Source organism: Guyparkeria sp. TX1 (assembly GCF_046523965.1).
In the GTDB taxonomy this organism is placed as follows: Bacteria; Pseudomonadota; Gammaproteobacteria; order Halothiobacillales; family Halothiobacillaceae; genus Guyparkeria.
Genome location: NZ_CP144142.1, coordinates 370,001 through 389,589 on the forward strand (window position 1 = coordinate 370,001; position 19,589 = coordinate 389,589).

Annotated in this window: 18 protein-coding genes; 13 read left to right on the plus strand and 5 right to left on the minus strand. The window is 66.6% G+C overall.

The window, feature by feature from the left end; translation table 11 throughout:
- Nucleotides 1-39: 39 nt before the first annotated feature.
- The gene (gene tyrS, locus VWP12_RS01775; protein WP_410474927.1) at nucleotides 40-1,215 is read right to left on the minus strand and encodes a tyrosine--tRNA ligase; all 1,176 of its coding nucleotides are present in this window, start codon (nucleotides 1,213-1,215) and stop codon (nucleotides 40-42) included.
- A gap of 114 nt (nucleotides 1,216-1,329) precedes the next feature.
- On the opposite strand from tyrS, the gene VWP12_RS01780 reads away from it, so the two are divergent.
- Entirely contained in the window at nucleotides 1,330-2,925 is a 1,596-nt protein-coding gene (locus VWP12_RS01780) for a peptidoglycan DD-metalloendopeptidase family protein (RefSeq protein ID WP_410474346.1), read from the plus strand.
- A gap of 49 nt (nucleotides 2,926-2,974) precedes the next feature.
- Entirely contained in the window at nucleotides 2,975-4,099 is a 1,125-nt protein-coding gene (locus tag VWP12_RS01785) for an anhydro-N-acetylmuramic acid kinase (RefSeq protein WP_410474928.1), read from the plus strand.
- 27 nt (nucleotides 4,100-4,126) lie between these two features.
- Here the strand turns inward: VWP12_RS01785 and VWP12_RS01790 are convergent, their stop codons facing one another.
- The 3 genes from VWP12_RS01790 to argC form a co-directional block, all read right to left on the minus strand.
- A complete protein-coding gene (locus VWP12_RS01790; protein WP_410474347.1) occupies nucleotides 4,127-5,281 on the minus strand; it encodes a citrate synthase in 1,155 nt (384 codons plus the stop codon).
- A gap of 71 nt (nucleotides 5,282-5,352) precedes the next feature.
- Nucleotides 5,353-5,706, minus strand: a complete 354-nt coding sequence (erpA, locus tag VWP12_RS01795) for an iron-sulfur cluster insertion protein ErpA (RefSeq protein ID WP_322522365.1) — start codon at nucleotides 5,704-5,706, stop codon at nucleotides 5,353-5,355.
- A gap of 304 nt (nucleotides 5,707-6,010) precedes the next feature.
- Complete coding sequence (argC, locus tag VWP12_RS01800) at nucleotides 6,011-7,045, minus strand: N-acetyl-gamma-glutamyl-phosphate reductase (RefSeq protein ID WP_410474348.1); 1,035 nt, start codon at nucleotides 7,043-7,045, stop codon at nucleotides 6,011-6,013.
- Nucleotides 7,046-7,214: 169 nt separating this feature from the next.
- On the opposite strand from argC, the gene VWP12_RS01805 reads away from it, so the two are divergent.
- The 10 genes from VWP12_RS01805 to VWP12_RS01850 all read left to right on the plus strand — a co-directional run bounded on the left by VWP12_RS01805 (nucleotide 7,215) and on the right by VWP12_RS01850 (nucleotide 17,737).
- On the plus strand, nucleotides 7,215-9,218 hold the full coding sequence (locus VWP12_RS01805; RefSeq protein WP_410474349.1) for a chloride channel protein: 2,004 nt from the start codon (nucleotides 7,215-7,217) through the stop codon (nucleotides 9,216-9,218).
- A gap of 164 nt (nucleotides 9,219-9,382) precedes the next feature.
- Nucleotides 9,383-9,943, plus strand: coding sequence for a peroxiredoxin family protein (locus VWP12_RS01810; protein ID WP_410474350.1), 561 nt, complete (start codon nucleotides 9,383-9,385; stop codon nucleotides 9,941-9,943).
- Between the two features lie 121 nt (nucleotides 9,944-10,064).
- A complete protein-coding gene (map, locus tag VWP12_RS01815; protein WP_410474351.1) occupies nucleotides 10,065-10,823 on the plus strand; it encodes a type I methionyl aminopeptidase in 759 nt (252 codons plus the stop codon).
- Nucleotides 10,824-10,827: 4 nt separating this feature from the next.
- The gene (glnD, locus tag VWP12_RS01820; RefSeq protein ID WP_410474352.1) at nucleotides 10,828-13,524 is read left to right on the plus strand and encodes a [protein-PII] uridylyltransferase; all 2,697 of its coding nucleotides are present in this window, start codon (nucleotides 10,828-10,830) and stop codon (nucleotides 13,522-13,524) included.
- On the plus strand, nucleotides 13,521-14,186 hold the full coding sequence (locus tag VWP12_RS01825; protein ID WP_410474353.1) for an RluA family pseudouridine synthase: 666 nt from the start codon (nucleotides 13,521-13,523) through the stop codon (nucleotides 14,184-14,186). The genes glnD and VWP12_RS01825 overlap by 4 nt, the downstream gene beginning before the upstream one ends.
- 73 nt (nucleotides 14,187-14,259) lie before the next feature.
- A complete protein-coding gene (gene sdhC, locus VWP12_RS01830; protein ID WP_410474354.1) occupies nucleotides 14,260-14,658 on the plus strand; it encodes a succinate dehydrogenase, cytochrome b556 subunit in 399 nt (132 codons plus the stop codon).
- The gene (sdhD, locus tag VWP12_RS01835) at nucleotides 14,655-14,978 is read left to right on the plus strand and encodes a succinate dehydrogenase, hydrophobic membrane anchor protein (protein ID WP_410474355.1); all 324 of its coding nucleotides are present in this window, start codon (nucleotides 14,655-14,657) and stop codon (nucleotides 14,976-14,978) included. Before sdhC ends, sdhD begins: the two co-directional genes overlap by 4 nt.
- The gene (gene sdhA, locus VWP12_RS01840) at nucleotides 14,975-16,726 is read left to right on the plus strand and encodes a succinate dehydrogenase flavoprotein subunit (RefSeq protein WP_410474356.1); all 1,752 of its coding nucleotides are present in this window, start codon (nucleotides 14,975-14,977) and stop codon (nucleotides 16,724-16,726) included. The genes sdhD and sdhA overlap by 4 nt, the downstream gene beginning before the upstream one ends.
- Before the next feature lie 65 nt (nucleotides 16,727-16,791).
- The gene (locus tag VWP12_RS01845) at nucleotides 16,792-17,487 is read left to right on the plus strand and encodes a succinate dehydrogenase iron-sulfur subunit (protein WP_410474929.1); all 696 of its coding nucleotides are present in this window, start codon (nucleotides 16,792-16,794) and stop codon (nucleotides 17,485-17,487) included.
- On the plus strand, nucleotides 17,480-17,737 hold the full coding sequence (locus tag VWP12_RS01850; RefSeq protein ID WP_410474357.1) for a succinate dehydrogenase assembly factor 2: 258 nt from the start codon (nucleotides 17,480-17,482) through the stop codon (nucleotides 17,735-17,737). The genes VWP12_RS01845 and VWP12_RS01850 overlap by 8 nt, the downstream gene beginning before the upstream one ends.
- A 29-nt stretch (nucleotides 17,738-17,766) precedes the next feature.
- On the opposite strand, the gene VWP12_RS01855 is transcribed toward VWP12_RS01850, so the two are convergent.
- Nucleotides 17,767-18,180 carry a VOC family protein gene (locus VWP12_RS01855; RefSeq protein WP_410474358.1) on the minus strand — a complete coding sequence of 138 codons (414 nt, stop codon included), beginning with the start codon at nucleotides 18,178-18,180 and terminating at the stop codon, nucleotides 17,767-17,769.
- A 108-nt stretch (nucleotides 18,181-18,288) separates the two neighbouring features.
- Between VWP12_RS01855 and dapC the strand changes: the two genes are divergently transcribed.
- Nucleotides 18,289-19,497 (plus strand): succinyldiaminopimelate transaminase, encoded by a 1,209-nt coding sequence (gene dapC, locus VWP12_RS01860; RefSeq protein ID WP_410474359.1) that lies wholly within the window; start codon nucleotides 18,289-18,291, stop codon nucleotides 19,495-19,497.
- Nucleotides 19,498-19,589: the final 92 nt, after the last annotated feature.

The window sequence follows — 19,589 nt, forward strand, 5'->3', positions numbered from 1 at the left end:
CGTAAGGAGGAGCGCATCTTACGCGCTTTGCCGGGGGCGTCAACCCCCTCCGACGATGATTTTTGCCAGGCGCCTCTTGCCCACCTGAATGATCGACTCGCCCGCGGGCAGAATCAGCGCCCGATCCGTCACCGGCTTGCCGCCAAGCTTCACCGCCCCGGCCTTGATATGACGAAAGCCCTCGGAGTTGGACTGGATCAACCCGGCACGGTTGAGCGCCTCGACGATCGCCACCCCTTCATCGAGGTGCACCTCGGGCATGTCGTCCGGCAGCTGCTTTTTCTGGAAACGGGCAATGAACGCCTCGCGCGCCTTTTCGCCGGCGCCCTTGCCGTGGAAGCGATCAACGAGCTCGACGGCAAGTTCGAACTTGATGTCGCGCGGATTGCGCCCGCCATCGATCTCCTCGCGCAGGCGCGCGATCTCTTTAAGGGGGCGGAACGAGAGGAGCTCGAAGTAGCGCCACATCAGGTCGTCGGAAATCGACATCAGCTTGCCGAACTGCTCGTCGGCGGGCTCCTCGATACCGATATAGTTGTTGAGCGACTTCGACATCTTGTTAACGCCGTCGAGCCCCTCGAGGATCGGCACGGTCATGACCACCTGGGGCTTCTGACCGTACTGCTTCTGCAACTCGCGCCCAACCAGCAGGTTGAACTTCTGATCGGTGCCACCCAACTCGACATCCGCTTCCAGTTCCACCGAGTCATAGCCCTGAACCAGCGGATACAGGAATTCATGGACGGCAATCGAGCGATTCTCCCGGTAGCGCTTGGAGAAATCGTCACGCTCCAGCATGCGCGCCACCGTGTAGCGACTGGCCAGCTGGATCAGGTCGGCGGCGCTCTTCTTCCCCATCCACTCCGAATTGAAGACGATACGAGTCTTTTCCGGATCGAGGATGCGGAAGATCTGGCGCTCGTAAGTGCGGGCGTTCTCGCGCACCGCCTCCGGCGTCAGGGTCGGGCGGGTGGCGTTTTTGCCGGTCGGGTCACCGATCATGCCGGTGAAATCCCCGATCAGGAAGATGACCTCGTGCCCACGCTCCTGGAACTGGCGTAGCTTGTTGATCAAAACCGTGTGTCCGAGGTGAAGATCCGGCGCGGTCGGATCGAAGCCCGCCTTGATCCGCAGCGGCCGCCCTTCGGCGAGCCGCTCCACCAGTTCCTCGCGGACCAGCACCTCGTCGGTCCCCCGACACAACTCCGCCAGCATCTGCGCTTGCTCCTGAGACACGGTTCACCCTTCCAAGAATTACGTTGAATGGCTGCAGAAAGGCGGTTATGTTACCGGTTTTACACCATGTATTTCTGCCAGGTTTTTATATCGATGCAACAGCGCCCTCTATTCAAGCCCAAACGCAGGCCATCTCGACTGATACGGCGCACCCTCCTGGTTGGTCTGGGCGTGTTCGCGCTCGGCAGCGTCGTCTGGCAGTTTTTGCCCGGCGAAGGTGCACAAGACGGCCCGGCCACTGCTTCGAAGCCAAGTGACGGCAACGAAATCCCGCTGACGCTGGAAGCCATCGAGTCCCCGAATGAAACGGCACGCGAGGCAGGATCGGAATCCGTGTCGATCGACACGCCCACCTCGGGCAAGCAGTCAACGGCCTTCGCCCGATCCGTCAGCCTGGGTAGCCGCCCCAACTTCCATATCCCCGGCCAGGAAGAGGCCCTCAAGGCCATCGAGGCGCCTGAGGCCAATCGGGCTGCGGTCGGCAGCGCGGAGGATCTCGACCCGGTGGAAGGCGAGACGGAGAGCGCGTCACCCTCGCTCGAGGAAACCACCATTACGGTGGATTCGGGGGACACCCTGTCGACGATCTTCGAGAAGGCGGGCCTCGGCTACAGCGACGTGCTAAAGGTGCTCGATCTGGGCGATGAGGCCCGTCGCCTGGAGCGCATTCGACCGGGCGACAAGCTCGTGCTGATGATGGACGACGCCGAACAGTTCGCCGGCCTCAAATACGACTTCAGCAGCGAGAGCGAGCTTTCCATCTTCCGCAGTGACGGCGACCAGCTGGTGGCCGAAATTACCGACCTGCCCAGCGAGACCCGGCTGGTCTCGGCCGGCGGGACGATCAAGGGCTCGCTCTACCAGTCCGCGATCGCCACGGGCGTCCCCCCGATGCAGATCATGCAACTGGCCGAGGTCTTCGGGTGGAAGGTGGATTTCCTCCGCGACGTGCGGGATGGCGACCAGTTCCGGCTGATCTACGAGGTGCGCGAGCGCGACGGTGAGCGTCTCGGGACCGGTCATATCGTGGCCGCCGAGTTCGTCAATCGTGGCGAGCGGGTACAGGCCGTGCGTTACACCTCGCCCAACGGCACGAGCGGATACTACGAGCCCGATGGCAGCAGCCTCGAGCGCGGTTTCCTGCGCTACCCGGTGGAGTTTTCCCGCATCAGCTCGAACTTCAACCCCAAGCGGCTGCACCCAATTCACAACACCGTCCGCCCGCACAACGGCGTCGACCTCGCCGCCCCGACCGGCACGCCGGTCAAGTCGGCCGCCTCCGGCCGTGTGACTTTCGTCGGCTGGAAGCATGGCTACGGCAAGGTGGTCCAGGTGCGGCACGACGCCAAGCACGAGACCCTCTACGCGCACCTGTCCGGCTTCAAGGGCAACCTCAAGCGCGGCGCGAGCATCGACAAGGGCACCACCATCGGCTTTGTGGGCATGACCGGCGCCGCCACTGGCCCGCACCTGCACTACGAATTCAAGGTCCACGGCAAAGCGCTCGATCCGCTCAAGGTCGATCTGCCGGAAGCGAACCCGATCGCCTCAGAGGACCGCAAGGATTTCATCGCCCGGACACGCGGTTCGCTCGAGGAACTGGCCCGCATCGAGGTCGACGTTGAAGGCGAGCAGCCGGTTCACCTCGCCAGCAACGAGCGCGTCTCCCGCGAATCACGTGACGACTGACCCGAACCGCAAACGCCCCGAAGACAACACCGAGCTCTTCATCGGCGCGATGACGGGCACCAGCATCGATGCACTCGATCTGTGCCTCTGCGATTTCTCCGGCTCGCAACCCCGCCTGATTGCCCACCACCAGGAGCCGCTGGACGCGACTCTGACCGCCCAGTTGACGCGACTGGCCCGCGGCGTCGATGGCGAAGCAATCCATGCGCCACCTGTCCCGGCAATCGACGCCATCGACCTGTTCGGCATGGCCGATCGCCGGCTTGCCGAGACCACTGCCGCGGGCGTCGCCCAGCTCCTGAAGCAGGCAGGGCTGCCGGCCAGTGCCGTGCGGGCAATCGGCTCGCATGGCCAGACCGTGCGTCATCGCCCGGACTGGCGGGAAGCGGCATTCACCCTGCAACTGGGCGACCCGAGCCGCATCGCCGAGCTGACCGGGATTACCGTGGCTGCCGACTTCCGTCGACGTGATATGGCCGCCGGCGGTCAGGGCGCCCCGCTGGCACCGCCGGCCCATGCCGCCCTGTTCCCGCCCGGCCCCGAGGGGCGGATCGTGATCAACCTCGGCGGAATCGCCAATGCCTCGATCCTGCGCCCCGGCCGGGAACCCATCGGCCTGGACACCGGCCCGGCCAACACCCTGATGGATGCATGGCACAGCCGCCATCGGCAGGCTCCATTCGATCGGGACGGCGACTGGGCAGCCAGCGGGACGGCACACCCCGCGCTGCTCGAACACCTGCTGAGCGAATCGTTCTTCGCCGCCCCCGCCCCGAAATCCACCGGACCGGAACACTTCAATCTCGACTGGCTGGAGCGATTGGGCGGGAAGTGGATCGAGACGCTCCCGGCCGAGGACGTCCAGGCCACCCTGCTGGAACTGACGGTCGAGAGCATTGCCCGGGCCCTGTCGCCCTGGCAGGTCGAACAAGCGGGCATGCCGATAACGCTGTGCGGCGGCGGGGCCTACAACGGGCGGCTGGTCGAGCGCCTAGGCGAACGGCTGGCCGCGCCGGTGGAAAGTAGCGCAGCTCTTGGCCTGGCGCCGGAATGCGTCGAAGGGGCTGCGTTTGCGTGGTTGGCCCGCCAACTGCTCAGCGGACAACCCGGCAACGCCCCCAGCGTGACGGGCGCGGCTGGGCCGCGCCTGCTGGGAGGCATCTACCCGGCCTGAGTCGGCCGGACCCTCAAAAGAGATCGATCAGCGGGCGCCGATCGGGCGGTAATCGCGCGGGCTTTCGCCGACGTATACCTGGGTGGGGCGATAGATGCGGTTGTTCGCGATCTGCTCCTTCCAGTGCGCCAGCCAGCCGGCGGTGCGCGAGATGGCGAAGATCGGCGTGAACTGGTCGCGCGGGATGCCAAGCTCGGCGTACAGCAGCCCGGAATAGAAATCGACGTTCGGGTAGACGCCCTTGCCGGCCAGGTGCTCGGCCGCCTGGGCCTCGAGTTCGCGGGCGATCTCGTAGAGAGGCGAGAGCTGCCCGCCGCGATGCTCGCGCAACTGCTCGAGCAGCCCCTGGAGGATATCCGCGCGTGGATCCTTGACCTTGTACTCGCGGTGACCGAAGCCCCAAATCACCTCCTTGTTGGCCAGTTTCTGCTCCAGCCACGGGGTGACGTTCTCCACCGAGCCGATCTCATCGAGCATCGCCAGTACGCGCTGGTTGGCGCCGCCGTGCAGCGGGCCGGCCAGCGTGCCGATGGCCGAGGCGACCACCAGGTTCGGCGGCGCGAGCGTCGACCCGCAGACCAGCGAGGCGAAGGTCGAGGCGTTGAGCGTGTGCTCGGCATGCAGGATCAGGCAGGCGTCCATGATGCGCGCCTCGATCGGGTCGGGCTCGCGCTCGGTCATCATGTACAGGAAGTTCTCCGCGTAGGAGAGGTCGGCGCGTGGCGCGACCGGGTCGTCGCCCTTGCGGATGTGCTCCCACATGGCCACCAACGTCGACATGCTCGAGAGGATCTTGACGATCATCTGCTCGACGAACTCGGAGTCGGCGTTGACGCCGTTGGCCGTCATGCGCTCCTGTCCCGGGTAGAACATGCCGAGACTGGCCACGCAGGTCTGCAGCGCTTCCATCGGGTGCCCGTCGATGGGCAGGAACTTCATGATGTCGCGCACGTTGTACTTCACGCGGCGGTTGCGACGCAGGTCGGCATCGAACTCCGCGAGCTCGAGCGCCGTGGGCAGATCACCGTGGATCAACACCCACGCGGTTTCCTCGAACGTGCTCTGGCGGGCCAGATCCACGATGCGATAACCACGGTAGGTCAGCAGCCCGGCCTGACCATCCAGATACGAAATGGCAGACTGCGCCGCCGGCACACCCTGCAAACCCGGTACGAAATCCATCGACAACGCCTTGTAATAACCCTGACAAACGCGAGACGCGGGCAATACCCGCGTCATGACCCATTACCCAATCAGATCGAGAACGAGGAACCGCAGCCGCAGGTGGTCGCGGCATTGGGGTTGCGGATCACGAACTGCGCGCCGGAGACGTCTTCCTTGTAGTCGATCTCGGCACCCTCGAGGTACTGGATGCTCATCGGGTCGACCAGCAGGGTCACTCCCGAGCGCTCCACCGCCGTGTCGTCCGGCTGGACCTCTTCCTCGAACATGAAGCCGTACTGGAAGCCGGAGCAACCACCACCCGTGATGAACACGCGCAGCTTGAGCTCCGGGTTACCCTCTTCCTCGATCAGTGACTGGACCTTGTTCGCCGCATTCTCGGTAAAGACCAGCGGCGTGGCCTCGGTAGCCGGCTCGGCCACCATGGTGTCGGTTGCGTCAACCATCGCGTTCACCTCAATCGATTGCGCGTCCGCTCGGCGGAAAAGCTCTTTGCCGAGCGGCAAACTCACAGTCTATCAGACCATTGGCGAATGCACGCGAGCCGGCACTGGGGAATCTCTGCACGATTCGATAGTGCCTCTGCGGGGCCGCCAAGGGCCCAGTTGCAAGGCGCAGCCCGACGTGAATGGCAGGGTCCTTCACAAGGAGTGCAACGCCGCAAATGGGTCCCTGGCGGCTCGCCCGAAGGGGCTGGCCAGAGGCGCCATCGAATCGGGCAGAGGTTTCCTAGGGCGAAAGCGCGACCAGCTCGAGGCCCGCCGACTCGTCACATCCCAGCATCAGGTTCATGTTCTGCACGGCCTGCCCGGCCGCGCCCTTGACCAGGTTGTCGATCACGCTGGAAACCACCAGCATCGGCCCATCGAGCGGCCGGTGCACGGCCATGCGGCAGATGTTGTTGCCGCGCACACTGCGGGTTTCCGGGTGGCTGTTCGGCGGCATGACGTCGACGAACGGCTCCTGGGCGTAGTAGCGCTCGTACAATTCTTGGACATCGTCACCCGGCTCGCCGTTCAGCGGCAGGTAGACGGTCGACTCGATCCCCCGGACCATCGGCACCAGATGCGGCACGAAGGTCAGGCCGATCTCGCGCTCGGCGATGGTGGTCAAGGTCTGACGGATCTCCGGCTGGTGGCGGTGGCCGGCCGCCGCGTAGGTGCGCACACTCTCGCCGGCCTCGGCCATCAGGGTGTGCACGGCGGCCGAACGACCGGCACCGCTGGCGCCCGACTTGGTATCCGCCACGATCTGCCCGTGGTCGATCCAGTCCAGCCCCATCAGCGGCAGCACGGCGAGGGTGGTCGCGGTCACGTGACAACCGGGGTTGGCGACCAGCTGCGCGCCGCGGATCTCGTCCCGGTAGAGCTCGGGGAGGCCGTAGACGGCCTGATCGACCCATTGCGGCGACGCGTGCGTCATGCCATACCACTGCGACCAGACATCCAGATCCTTGATGCGGTAGTCCGCGGCCAGATCGACCACCCGCACGCCCTGCTCGAGCAACGCCGGCGCCTCCTGCATCGCGATGCCGTTGGGCGTTGCGAAGAATACGAGATCACAGCCCGCCAGATCGGCCTCGCCCGGCTCGCTGAACACCAGATCGGTATGCCCGCGCAGGCTGGGATACAGGTCGTCCACGCGGCGACCGGCCTCGCCACGGGACGTCATCGCCACCACCTCGACCTCCGGGTGGTGGGCCAGCAGGCGCATCAGCTCGACACCGGTATACCCGGTGCCACCGACGATTCCGATCTTCTTCATGTCTTCGCTCGACTCTTCGTGCTTGGGTACATCCGATCCGGCCCCGCCTATCGGGCAACGGGCGTTCGAATCGGGTCGGCAATCGTGGCATATTAGCAGCCACTACGCGGCGGACCATCCGCTCGTCCGACCGACCACCGACCTCATCTTCCCCCGGGAGGCCCGGCCCGTGACCGCTCTGCTCGCCCGCATCCAGGACTGGCTCGGCCGCCCCTTGAGCCGGTTCATCGAGCGACTGCGGCTGCGCCTGGCCCAACCGGACGCCCTGTTGCAGGTCACGCTGCTCGGCCTGATCGCCGGCCTGCTCGCCGCCCTGCTGGTGGTCGCCTTCCGGCTGGCGCTCGAGGGGCTGCAGGTCTACGGGCTGGGATTGCCGGGCGCGGAACGCTACGAATCCCTGCCCGCCGAATGGCGACTGCTGCTGCCGATCCTCGGCGCACTGGTGCTCGGCCTTGCCTTCCACCTGCTGCCGTTCGGCATGCGCAACGTCGGCGTCGGTCACGTCATCATCCGCTTTCACCGCTTCGGCGCCGACATGCCCTGGCAGAACGCCGTGGTGCAGTTCGTCGCCGGCGTGTGGGGCCTGCTGATTGGCCTGACCGGCGGGCGGGAAGGCCCCGGCATCCACCTGGGCGCCTTCTCGGGCAGCCTGTTGGGCCATAGCCTCGGCCTGCCGAACAACAGCGTGCGCACGCTCTCGGGTTGCGGGGTGGCCGCGGCGATCTCGGCGGCGTTCAACACGCCGCTGGCCGGCGTGATCTTCGCCCTCGAGGTGGTGATCAAGCAGTACACGCTCGCAAGTTTCCTGCCGGTGATCCTCGCCTCCTCGATGGGCGCGCTGCTCGCGACCACCGTCTTCGGGCCGGAAACCCTGTTCACCATCGAGATCCACCACCAGATGTCGTTCTGGGAGGTACCCACGCTCTTGGCGCTGGGGCTGATCATCGGCGCGATGGCCGCCGGCTACATCCAGATCGTCGAGGGCACCATCGCCCGCAGCTGGAACTGGCCGGTCTGGGGGCGCTTTACCGCCGCTGGGGTGGCAACCGGCATCATCGGTTTCTGGGTGCCGGAAATCCTCGGCATCGGCCACGACACCACGGACCTGGTCGCCGCCGCCGAGCTGACCCTGGGGACCCTGTTGATCATCGCCGTGGCCAAGTGGCTGCTGGCCAGCGTGACCGTGGGCCTCGGTCTGCCGATCGGCACCATCGCCCCGGTGCTGATGATCGGCGCGGTGGTCGGCGGCACGCTCGGCAGCCTGCTCTACCGGCTCGACCAGATCCCGCTCAACGACGTGGCCTTCTACACCGTGCTGGGCATGGGCGCGATGATGGGCGCCACGCTGCAGGCGCCACTGGCCGCCCTGGCCGCGGTACTGGAACTGACCAGTGACACCGGCGCGATCCTTCCCGCCATGATCACCATCGTCGTCTCCGGGCTGGTCAGCCGCATGGTATTCGGCAAGTCCGGTCTCTACGACGCGATCCTGCGCGCCAACGACCAGCAGATGCCGGGGCCGTCACTGTGGTTCAACGGCGACAACATCGGCGTCTCAAGCATCATCGAGCGACGTGTCGCCGAGGTAAACTGCCCGTGCAACCTCGCTCGTTTCGAACAGGCGCTCGAGGAGAAACCGGCCTGGCTGGTCATCCGCGACGAGAATCGCCAGGCAATGGGCGTGATCCGCTATGCCCCGGCCCGGGCGGCCTTCGACCAGGCCTTCAACCAGGCGCTGTTCGATGCTCAGGCTCGCGCGGAGCAGGCCGCACGAGAGGTCGACGCCGAGACGCAAGCCAGCCAGGCATCGGCGGAAAGCCAGCACGTCGGGGCAGACGAGACCACCCACACCCCCGCGAACACGGGCGAAGGCGGCGCTGGGGGCGAGAGCTCCGATACACCGGAGGCAGACGACGACGCGGGCACAGGCATCGACATGGACGCGTTGGCCAACCAGGTGCGCGAGGACGTCCTCCTCGACCCGGCGGAGATCAGCGGCTTTTACCAGGCCGCCGACGTCGAGGTCGGCTACACCCTGACCCAGGCTCAACGGGTGATGCGCGAGGAAGACGTCGGCGTGCTGGTCGCGCGACGCATGCTCGGCTCGCCGCAGGCCCGGACCCTGGGCGTGATGACCGCTGCCATGCTGGAACAGGCGATCGTCGAACGTTGACGCCGACGGATGTCACGCGGAAACTTTGCCACCTGGTGCCGGTCCCTTTTGCTTGCCACGCACCGGGCGTATTTACCCAAGGACGCGTTGATCGAACAGGAATGCCGTTCCGGTGTACCGGGCCGCATCCCTATTCGACCTGAGCTTCCCAATGAGGGTTCGACATGACGCGACGAAACGATATTGACCGCCGGGCGGACACCGCCACGGATCCGCACCACGACAGCTCACGCCGCCGCCTGCTGCTGGGCGGGACGGGGGTGCTGCTCACCTTGGGGCTGGGCGGTTGTCTGTCGGACAGCGGCCTGCCGATCGACGGCGTGATGGTGCAGGACCGCGACGGCAAGCCGGTGGAGCTGGCGTCGATCAAGGGCAAGCCCACCTTGATCACCTTCTGGGCCACCACCTGCCCCGGCTGCGTCAAGGAAATCCCGCACATCCAGGAACTGCACGACAAGTACGCCGACCGCGGCGTGAACGTGGTCGGACTGGCGATGAGCTACGACCCGCTCGATCAGATCAACACGATGGTCGAGGAGCGCGACATGACCTACACCATCTGGCAGGACAAGGACGGCCGCGGCGCCGAAGCGTTCGGGCCGGTGCGCGTCACGCCGACGACCTTCATCCTCGATGCCCAGGCTCGCATCGAGTTCCAAAAAATCGGCGTATTCGACGTCGACCGGGTCGAACGCACCCTCGACCGGCTGCTCGAGTCGGCCTGAGATTCCTCGACTCACGCACCCCCGACGCCCCGCGAGCCGGGGCGTTTTTCGTTACACTGACTGTCTTTGCGCGCGTCTCGCGACGAGGCCGACACATTTCAGGGGAGCCCGTTTCCAGGTCATGAACATCTCCATCAAGACCCCCGAGGAAATCGAGAACATCCGCATCGCCAGCCAGCTGGCAGCCGAGATACTGGTGCTGATGCGCGAGCACGTCCGGGCCGGCGTGACCACCGGCGAGCTCAACGAGATCGCCCACCGTCACATCACCGAGGTCCAGGGCGGCACCCCGGCGACGCTCGGCTACCACGGTTTCCCCGCCTCGATCTGCACCTCGCTCAACCACCAGGTCTGCCACGGCATCCCCGGCGACAAGACCCTGCGCGACGGCGACATCCTCAATATCGACGTCACTGTCATCAAGGACGGCTGGTACGGCGACACCTCGGCGATGTACACCGTCGGCAAGCCCTCGGTACGCGCCCAGCGCCTGATCGATGTGACCCATGAGGCGATGATGAAGGGCATCGAGACGGTCCGTCCCGACGCCACCCTCGGCGACATCGGCCACGCCATCCAGACCCACGCGGAATCCTCCGGCTTTTCCGTGGTGCGCGAGTACTGCGGCCACGGCATCGGGCGAAACTTCCACGAAGACCCGCAGGTGGTCCACTACGGCAATCCGGGCGAGGGCGTACGCCTCAAGGAAGGCATGGTCTTCACCATCGAGCCGATGATCAACGCCGGCAAGAAGGAGATCAAGCTGCTGGGCGACGGCTGGACGGTGGTCACGAAAGACCACTCGCTGTCGGCGCAGTGGGAGCACACGGTCGCCGTGACCAAGGACGGGTTTGACATCCTCAGCCTGCCGCCCGCGTAACTCCATGCAATCAACAGGGCAACCGGCCCCCGACGGTCGATTCGGCGACCAGAGCACCTACCCGGCCGACCGGCCGCTGGCGCGCCAGCTCGAGACACTGAACGACCACTGGGCCGAGGCGCTGACCGACGAGGCCAGCGCCCGTGGCTTCATCCAGGAGGTTACCGCGCGCGTCGACAGCGCCCTGCGGGCCCTGTGGCAGGACAAACTCGCCGACACGCCCTGCGCCCTGGTCGCGGTCGGCGGCTACGGCCGCGGCGAGATGTTCGTCCACTCGGACATCGACATCATGGTGCTCACCGCCGACCACGCCCATGACGAGGCGGTACAGGCGTTCCTCTATACCCTCTGGGACACCGGCCTGTCGATCGGCTACGCCGTGCGCAGCGTCGAGGAGTGCCTCGAGGCGGCCACCGACCCCACGGTCTACACCAGCCTGATCGAGATGCGGCTGATCGCCGGCGACGAGGGGCTACTCACGCGCCTGGATGCCGCCATTCGCGACGATGCGGCCTTCGACCCGGCCTGGTTCTTCGCCGCCAAGATCGACGAGCAACAGGCGCGCTACGAGTCGCACGACAATGTCGGCACCAAGATCGAGCCACACATCAAGGAAGGCCCGGGCGGCCTGCGTGACCTGCACACCATCCGCTGGCTGGCCAATCGCATCGACGGCGCCCCCAGTCTCGCGGCGATGCACCGCGGCGAGCTGCTGCGCGATGACGAATACCGGGCGCTGCTGCATGCCGAATCGCTGCTGTTTCGCATCCGCATCGGCCTGCACGGCCTGGCCGAACGGGCCGAAGAGCGCCTGTTGCTGATGCACCAGAAAACGCTGGCCGGCGCATTTGGCTACGAAGGCCTCCAGGACGGCAACCTCGCGGTCGAGCGCTTCATGCAGCACTTCTTTCGCGCGACCATCGAGGTCGAACGCCTCAACCAGCTCCTGATCCAGCGCTGGCGTGAACGTCTGCACCCGGAGATCCTCGAACCGATCCAGCGGCTCAACCCGCGCTTCGTCCGTCGCGGACGGTTGATCGAGACCCGCGACGCGCAGGTCTTCATGCGCTCGCCCACCGCCATCCTCGAGTTGTTCCTGCTGCTCGCCGAACACCCCGAGCTCGAGGGCATGACGGCCGCTACCGCCCGCCAGCTACGCGCCAACCTGTCGGTGATCGATGCCGGCTTTCGCGCCAACCGCCACGCGAAACAGCTGTTCATGCGCCTGTTGCGTGCCGAACGCGGCGTCTACCTCGCGCTGCGCAACATGAATCTCACCGGCGTGCTCGCCGCCTACATCCCCAACTTCGGCCCGATCGTCGGGCTGATGCAGTTTGACCTGTTCCACGCCTACACGGTCGATACCCACACCTTGCTGGTGATCCGCAACCTGCGCCGCCCCGCGTTGCCGGAGTACCGCGACGAGAACCCGATCGCCTCGGACGCCTTCCAGCGCATTCCCCGCCCGGAGGTGCTGTATCTCGCCGGGCTGTTCCATGACATCGCCAAGGGCCGCGGTGGCGATCACGCCGAACTGGGCGCATTCGACGCCCGGGATTTCGCCCGGGCCCATGGCCTGCCGCGCGAGGACATCGATCTGGTCGGCTGGCTGGTCGAACAGCACCTGCTGCTCTCGTTCACCGCCCAGCGCCAGGACATCGAGGACCCTGAGGTCATCCGTCGCTTCGCCGAACAGGTCGGCAGCGCCGAACAGCTCGACTATCTCTACCTGCTGACGGTGGCCGACATCCGCGCCACCAATCCGCAGTTGTGGAACTCCTGGCGGGACACCCTGCTGCGACGCCTGTTCGAGCTCACCCATCAGCACTTTGCCGAGGGGGTGCGCTCGTCCGCGCAGATCGTGCGCGAGACACGGCGCGACGCCAATCGCCAGGGCTCGAGCGAAGGCATGGATGCCGCCAAGCTGGCCGCCTGGCTGTCGGGCATGCCGGAGGAGTACTTCCTCAGAAACGAGATCGACAACATCCTGCGTCACTCGCGGGTGGCGGTCGATGCCGACCTGCCCGCCCTGACCATCAACGACGACCCGCAGCACCAGGCCACCCAGATCCTGATCCTGGCCCAGAACCACCCGGCGCTGTTCGCCCACGTGGTTGCCGGTATCGACCGGGAGGGCCTGAACGTGCAATCGGCCAACATCACCGTGATCCCGCGCCCGCTGGTGGTCGAAAGCGGGCTCAACGCCGTGGACGACGAAGGCAACCGCGAGCCCTTGCCCGAGTCGGAACTGATCCTGCTGGAATTCTTCGTGCTCGATCGCCAGGGGCATGCCGTCAGCGACCCCGGCGCGATCGAGGCGCTGCACGAGCGGCTGGAAGGCGTGATCCACCGCCCGGAACGCGCCCTGTCGGTCACCCGCCGGCGCACCCCGGCCCAGCTCTCCAGCCTCGACGTGGATACCGAGGTGGAATTCATTGCCGACGTCGCGCGGGCACGCACCATGATCCAAGTCCTGACCAAGGACCGGCCGGGCCTGCTCGCGGACCTCTCCGACACGCTCTGGCGCATGGGCGCCATCCTGCTGCACGCGCGCATCGCCACCCTGGGCGAACGCGCCGAGGACGCCTTCTTCGTGGTCGACCAGTACGGCCACCCGATCAATGACCGCGAGCACCAACAGGCAATTGCCGACGCCCTGATCCACGCCGCCAAGGGCAGCGCCGCCGAGAAAGGCACATGAGTCCCATCGACCATAACCTCCCTGCCAACCAGCCGCCAGGGGACTGGGCGCTGATCGACGAGCGCCGCGATTTTCTGGTGGTGGCCAAGCCCGAGCGGATGCTGTCGGTACCCGGCATCGGCCCGGAGAAGCAGGACTGCTTGATCACGCGGGTGCAGACCGAGTTTCCCGAGGCGCGCATCGTCCACCGCCTCGACTGGGATACCTCGGGTCTGCTGGTGCTGGCGCGCAATGCGCGCGCCCACTCCTTCCTTTCCAAGGCCTTCGCCGCCCGCGACGTGGACAAGACCTACGAGGCATTGATCGATGCCCCGCTGGAGCCGGTCGAGGGCCTGATCGACCTGCCAATCGGCAAGGACCACGAGCGCCGACCGCGCTACCGCATCGACCCACAGAGCGGGCGCCCGTCGCAGACCCGCTACCGCGTGGCCGAACCGGTGGAAGGCGGCATTCGGATCATCCTCGAGCCGATCACCGGACGCTCGCACCAGCTGCGCGTGCACCTGCTGGCCCAGGGGCGCCCCATCCAGGGCGACTCGCTCTATCACCCCGAGGCCAACCGCCACGCGCGCCTGATGCTGCACGCCGCCCGGCTGGTCTTCCCCGACCCGGAACATCCAGACGCACCCAAGGTCGGCTACCACTGCGAACCGCCGTTCTAGGGCATCTGGCAATCGAGCGCCTATAGTAGCCAGTAGGCCAACGCACACGGACAAGGAAAGGACAACCCGCGTCATGCCGCCGAGGGATCCGAACACCCACCGAAAACGCCCGGTCTTTCTCGACCTGCGCCGGATACGTTTCCCACCACAGGCGATCGCCTCGATCGCCCACCGGATAACCGGCGTGCTGATGATCCTCGCGATTCTCCCGGCCACCTGGCTGTTTGCCATCAGCCTGTCCGGGCCGGCGGGATTCGCCCGAGCCGGCGAGGTACTGACGGGGGTGCCGGCACGCCTGGCGGGCCTGCTGCTCGCCCTCGCACTCGCCCATCACCTGTTCGCCGGCATCCGCTACCTGCTGCTGGATATCGACATCGGCATCACCCGCGTGACCGCGCGCCGCAGCGCGCTGCTGGTCATGGTGGTGGGCGTGGTTGCCGGTCTGGGCCTCTGGTGGGGGCTGTGGGCATGAGCGGGCTGCCCGCCTGGCTGATCCAGCGCCTCTCCGCGCTCTATCTCGCCGGATTCACCGTCTATGCACTGGTCCGCCTGGCGATGGCCGACTCCTGGTCGCATACGGCGTGGAGCGACTGGCTGGCCGCGCCGCTCAATGCCGTGACGCTCTGGCTGGCCGCGCTGGCGCTGCTGCTGCACGCCTGGGTGGGTGGGCGCGACGTGCTGCTCGACTATGTCCATCCGCTCGGCCTGCGCGTCGTCATGCTGACCGTACTGGCCGGCTGGCTGCTCGGGTCGGGCATCTGGTTCGGCGCAACACTGCTGGAGGTGATGTGAGACGACAGGTCGATGCACTGGTGATCGGCGCCGGGGGCGGTGGCCTGCGTGCCGCGCTGCAACTGGCCCGTGGCGAGGCGAGCGTGGCGGTGGTCTCCAAGGTCTTTCCCACCCGGTCACACACCGTCGCCGCACAGGGCGGCGTCAACGCCTCGCTGGCCAACGCGCTACCGGACAACTGGCACTGGCACATGTTCGACACGGTCAAGGGCAGCGACTACCTCGGCGACCAGGACGCGATCGAGTACATGTGCCGCGCCGCGCCCAAGGCGGTTCGGGAGCTGGAACACTTCGGCGTGCCGTTCTCCCGCCTGCCCGACGGGCGCATCTACCAACGCGCCTTCGGCGGGCAAAGCCAGGACTTCGGCGGCGAACAGGCCGCACGCACCTGTGCCGCCGCCGACCGCACCGGGCACGCGATCCTGCATTCGCTCTACCAGCAGAATCTCGCTGCCGGCACACACTTCTTCGACGAGCATTTCGCCCTCGACCTGCTCGTCGACGACGCCGGCGCGGTCCTCGGGGCACAAGTCCTCGACATCGCCAGCGGCGAGACGACCACCATCGAGGCGCGCACCACCCTACTCGCCACCGGCGGAGCGGCCCAGATCTACCGCACCAACACCAACGCGCTGATCAACACCGGTGACGGCATGGCCATGGCACTGCGCGCCGACATCCCACTGCAGGACATGGAATTCGTCCAGTTCCACCCCACTGGCATCGCCGGCAAGGGCATGTTGATCACCGAGGGCGTGCGCGGCGAGGGTGGCTACCTGATCAATGCCGAGGGCGAGCGCTTCATGGAGCGCTACGCCCCCCACGCCAAGGATCTGGCCAGCCGCGACGTGGTCAGCCGCGCGATCGTCACCGAGATCCGCGAGGGGCGCGGCTGCGGCCCGAACGGCGACCACGTCCTGCTCAAGCTCGACCATCTCGGCGAGGCCGTCATCAGCGAACGCCTGCCGGCGATCCGCGAGACCGCGAAGACCTTCGTCAACGTCGATCCGGTCGACGACCCCATCCCGGTGTTCCCCACCGCGCACTACACCATGGGCGGCATCCCCACCAACCGTCACGGGCAGGTGGTCCGCCCGGGCGAGGATGGCAAAGACCAGCCCGTCGAGGGCCTGTATGCCGCGGGCGAATGCGCCTGCGTCTCCGTGCATGGCGCCAATCGGCTGGGCGGCAACTCCCTGCTCGACATCGTGGTCTTCGGCCGGGCGGCGGCCCGGCACATGCTCGAGCACCTCGCCGCGCATCGCTATCACCGCCCCCTGCCGGAACAGGCCCCCGCCCACGCACAAGCCCTGGCCGATGCCATCGAGACGCGGGAGACCGGCGAGGCGGTCGCCGCCCTGCGCCGCGAGCTCCAGCAGACCATGGAAGACTATGCCGGCGTATTCCGGCGCCAGGATCAGCTGGACGAGGGGCTCGAGCGCATCCGCCAACTGCACGCCCGCAGCCGACGGCTGGCGATCGGCGACCACGGGCGCGTGTTCAACACCGCGAGGATCGAAGCGCTGGAGTTGGTCAATCTCGCCGACGTGGCACTGGCGGCAATCACCGCGGCGGCCGCCCGAACCGAAAGCCGTGGCGCGCATTCCCGGGTCGATCATCCCGAGCGCGACGACGAGCACTGGCTGGTGCACAGCCTGTTCTCACTCGAGACCGGCATGCGTTACAAGCCGGTGCGGACCACCCCGCTGACGGTGGACTCGTTTCCCCCCAAACCGAGGGTCTACTGATGGGCTCACCCCGCGAATGGCTGCCGGTCCGCTTCATGCGACCTCCCGGCCCGCGCGACGGGCGGATGCGCTTTTCCATCTACCGCTACGATCCGGAAAGCGACGAGGCACCCCGCCAGCAGGAATACGTCCTCGACGACCTGTCCCCCGACAACATGCTGCTCGATGCCCTGTTGCGCCTGCGCGAGATCGACGAGACGCTGGGGTTCCGTCGCTCCTGTGGCGAGGGCGTCTGCGGGTCGGATGCGATGAACATCAATGGGCGCAACGGGCTGGCCTGCATCACCCGACTGGGCACGCTGACCGACCCGGTGGAGATCCGCCCGCTGCCAGGGATGCCGGTGATCCGCGACCTGATCGTCGACATGGACAACTTCCACCAGCAGTACCAGCGGGTCGAACCCTGGCTGCAACCGGACGCCCCGCCGCCGGACCGAGAGCAGGCCCAGACGCCCGAAGAGCGCGAGCGTCTCGATGGGCTGACCGAATGCATCCTCTGCGGCTGTTGCTCGGCCGCTTGTCCGTCCTACTGGTGGAATCCGGAGCGTTTTCTCGGCCCGGCCGCACTACTGCAGGCCGCCCGCTTCATCGAGGACAGCCGCGATACCGCCACCGATGCACGCCTCGAACAGCTCGACGATGCCTACAAGCTATTCCGCTGCCACACCATCATGAACTGCAGCGATGTCTGCCCGAAGGGGCTGAACCCCACCGAGGCGATCGGACGCATCCGTCGACGCATGCTGGGTCGACATGTCTGAGGACGAACGGCGCGCCCGCCTGCGCTGGCGCTGCCGGCGGGGCCTGCGAGAGCTCGACCTGCTACTCGGCCCGTTCGCCGAGCGGCAATTGCCCCGACTAGCGCCAGACGAGCTCGACACCCTCGACCGCCTGCTGACGGCGGCCGACCAGGACCTGCAATCCTGGTTTCTCGGCCGGGAGCGCCCGAGCGACGACTCGCTGGCCGATCTGGTGGAACGGATACGGCAACAGGCGCGTTACGCCGGATAAACCTGGGGTACCGAGGCGGAAAAGGCGCGTTACGCAGAGCCTTTCGTCCCGACCAACTCCACTGCATTGCCGTCCGGATCACGGAAGAACAACGCATCCCGTCCGGATCGCGAGCGCGTGAAGGCTAGGCCCTTGGCCGCCAGCCGACCGGCGAAAGGTGCAGTCGCCTCGACCCGCAACGCGACATGTCGGTCGCGCCCGCCATGTTCCGGTCGACCGTCGACCTCGTCGGGGTTGGGCAACTCGAGCAGGTGCAAGGCCTGTCCGCCGCCCAGCGACAGCCACGCACCCGGGAAACCGAGATCGGGACGCGGCAACTCCGCCAACCCCAGCACCTCGGCATAGAAATCGCGCGCCTGTCGGGCATCGCTCACCAACAGGCTCACGTGGTCGACTCCATGGACCTCGGGCAACGGATCGAGTCGATTGTCGGCATCAGGCATGACTGGCTCCCGGTTCGGTGCTCGCCGCAACTCGCAGCGACTGGATCGGGCACCTATAATGCCCGGTCGCATACCACCCCGTCACCACCCAACCGAACGGCCCCCGGCATGAATCCCAATCTCGACCGACTGCATCCCTACCCCTTCGAGAAGCTCGCCGAACTCAAGGCCGGCGCCGAGCCGCCAGCCGACCGCAAGCACATCCCGCTGTCGATCGGCGAACCGCGCCATGCCCCGCCGGAGATCGTGCTCGATACACTGCGTGAGGCACTCCCCGAAATCGCCCGCTACCCGGCGACCAAGGGCGAACCCGCCCTGCGCGAGGCGATGGCGGACTGGCTGACACGACGCTTTGCGCTCACGCCAGGGCGGCTGGATCCTGAGACCAACGTGCTGCCGGTCGCCGGCACCCGCGAGGCCCTGTTCGCCATCGCCCAGGCGGTGGTCGACCGGGACAGCGGCAACCAGCCGCCGGTGGTACTGATGCCCAACCCCTTCTACCAGATCTACGAGGGGGCGGCCCTGTTAGCCGGTGCCGAGCCCTACTACTACCCAACGCTGGAAGAAAACGGCTTTCTGCCGGACTTCGATGCCATCCCCGAGGCCATCTGGGAACGCGCGCAACTGCTCTACGTCTGCTCGCCGGGCAACCCCAGCGGCGCGGTGATCGATGCCGAGCGCTACCGCAACCTGCTCGCCCGCGCCCGTCGCCACGAGGTGGTCATCGCGGCCGACGAGTGCTATTCCGAGATCTATTTCGACGAGGCGCGGCCACCGGTCGGACTGCTGGAAGTCGCCAACAAGGTCGGTGGCGAGTCACCGTTCGAGAACGTGATCGTCTTTCACAGCCTCTCCAAGCGTTCCAACCTGCCGGGCCTGCGCTCGGGTCTGGTCGCCGGCGACGGCACCCTCTTGAAGCGCTTTCTGCGCTATCGCACCTACCAGGGCTGCGCCCTGCCGCTACCGACCCAACTGGCATCAATCACCGCCTGGAACGACGAGGAGCACGTGCGCGCCAATCGCGGCTTCTACCGCGAGAAGTTCGATGCGGTGCTGGAGATCCTCGAGCCGGTGGCCGGCATCGACGTGCGCCGGCCGGATGCCGGGTTCTACCTCTGGGCCGGGGTGGAAGGCGACGAACGCGACTTCGCCCGTCGGCTGTTTTCCGAGCAGAACATCACCGTGCTGCCGGGCCGGTTCCTCTCGCGTGAGGCGAACGGCGTGAATCCCGGAGTGGGGTTTGTGCGGATGGCGTTGGTCGCCGAGATCGACGACTGCGTCGAGGCGGCGGAGCGGATTCGGGCGATGCTTTCCTGATTCGTCTTGGCGGACCCTGACCAACCCTGACTGACCCTCGTCAGGGTTTCGCACGCCGGTCTGCCGAGGTGGCACTGATGCACTGCCGTGCT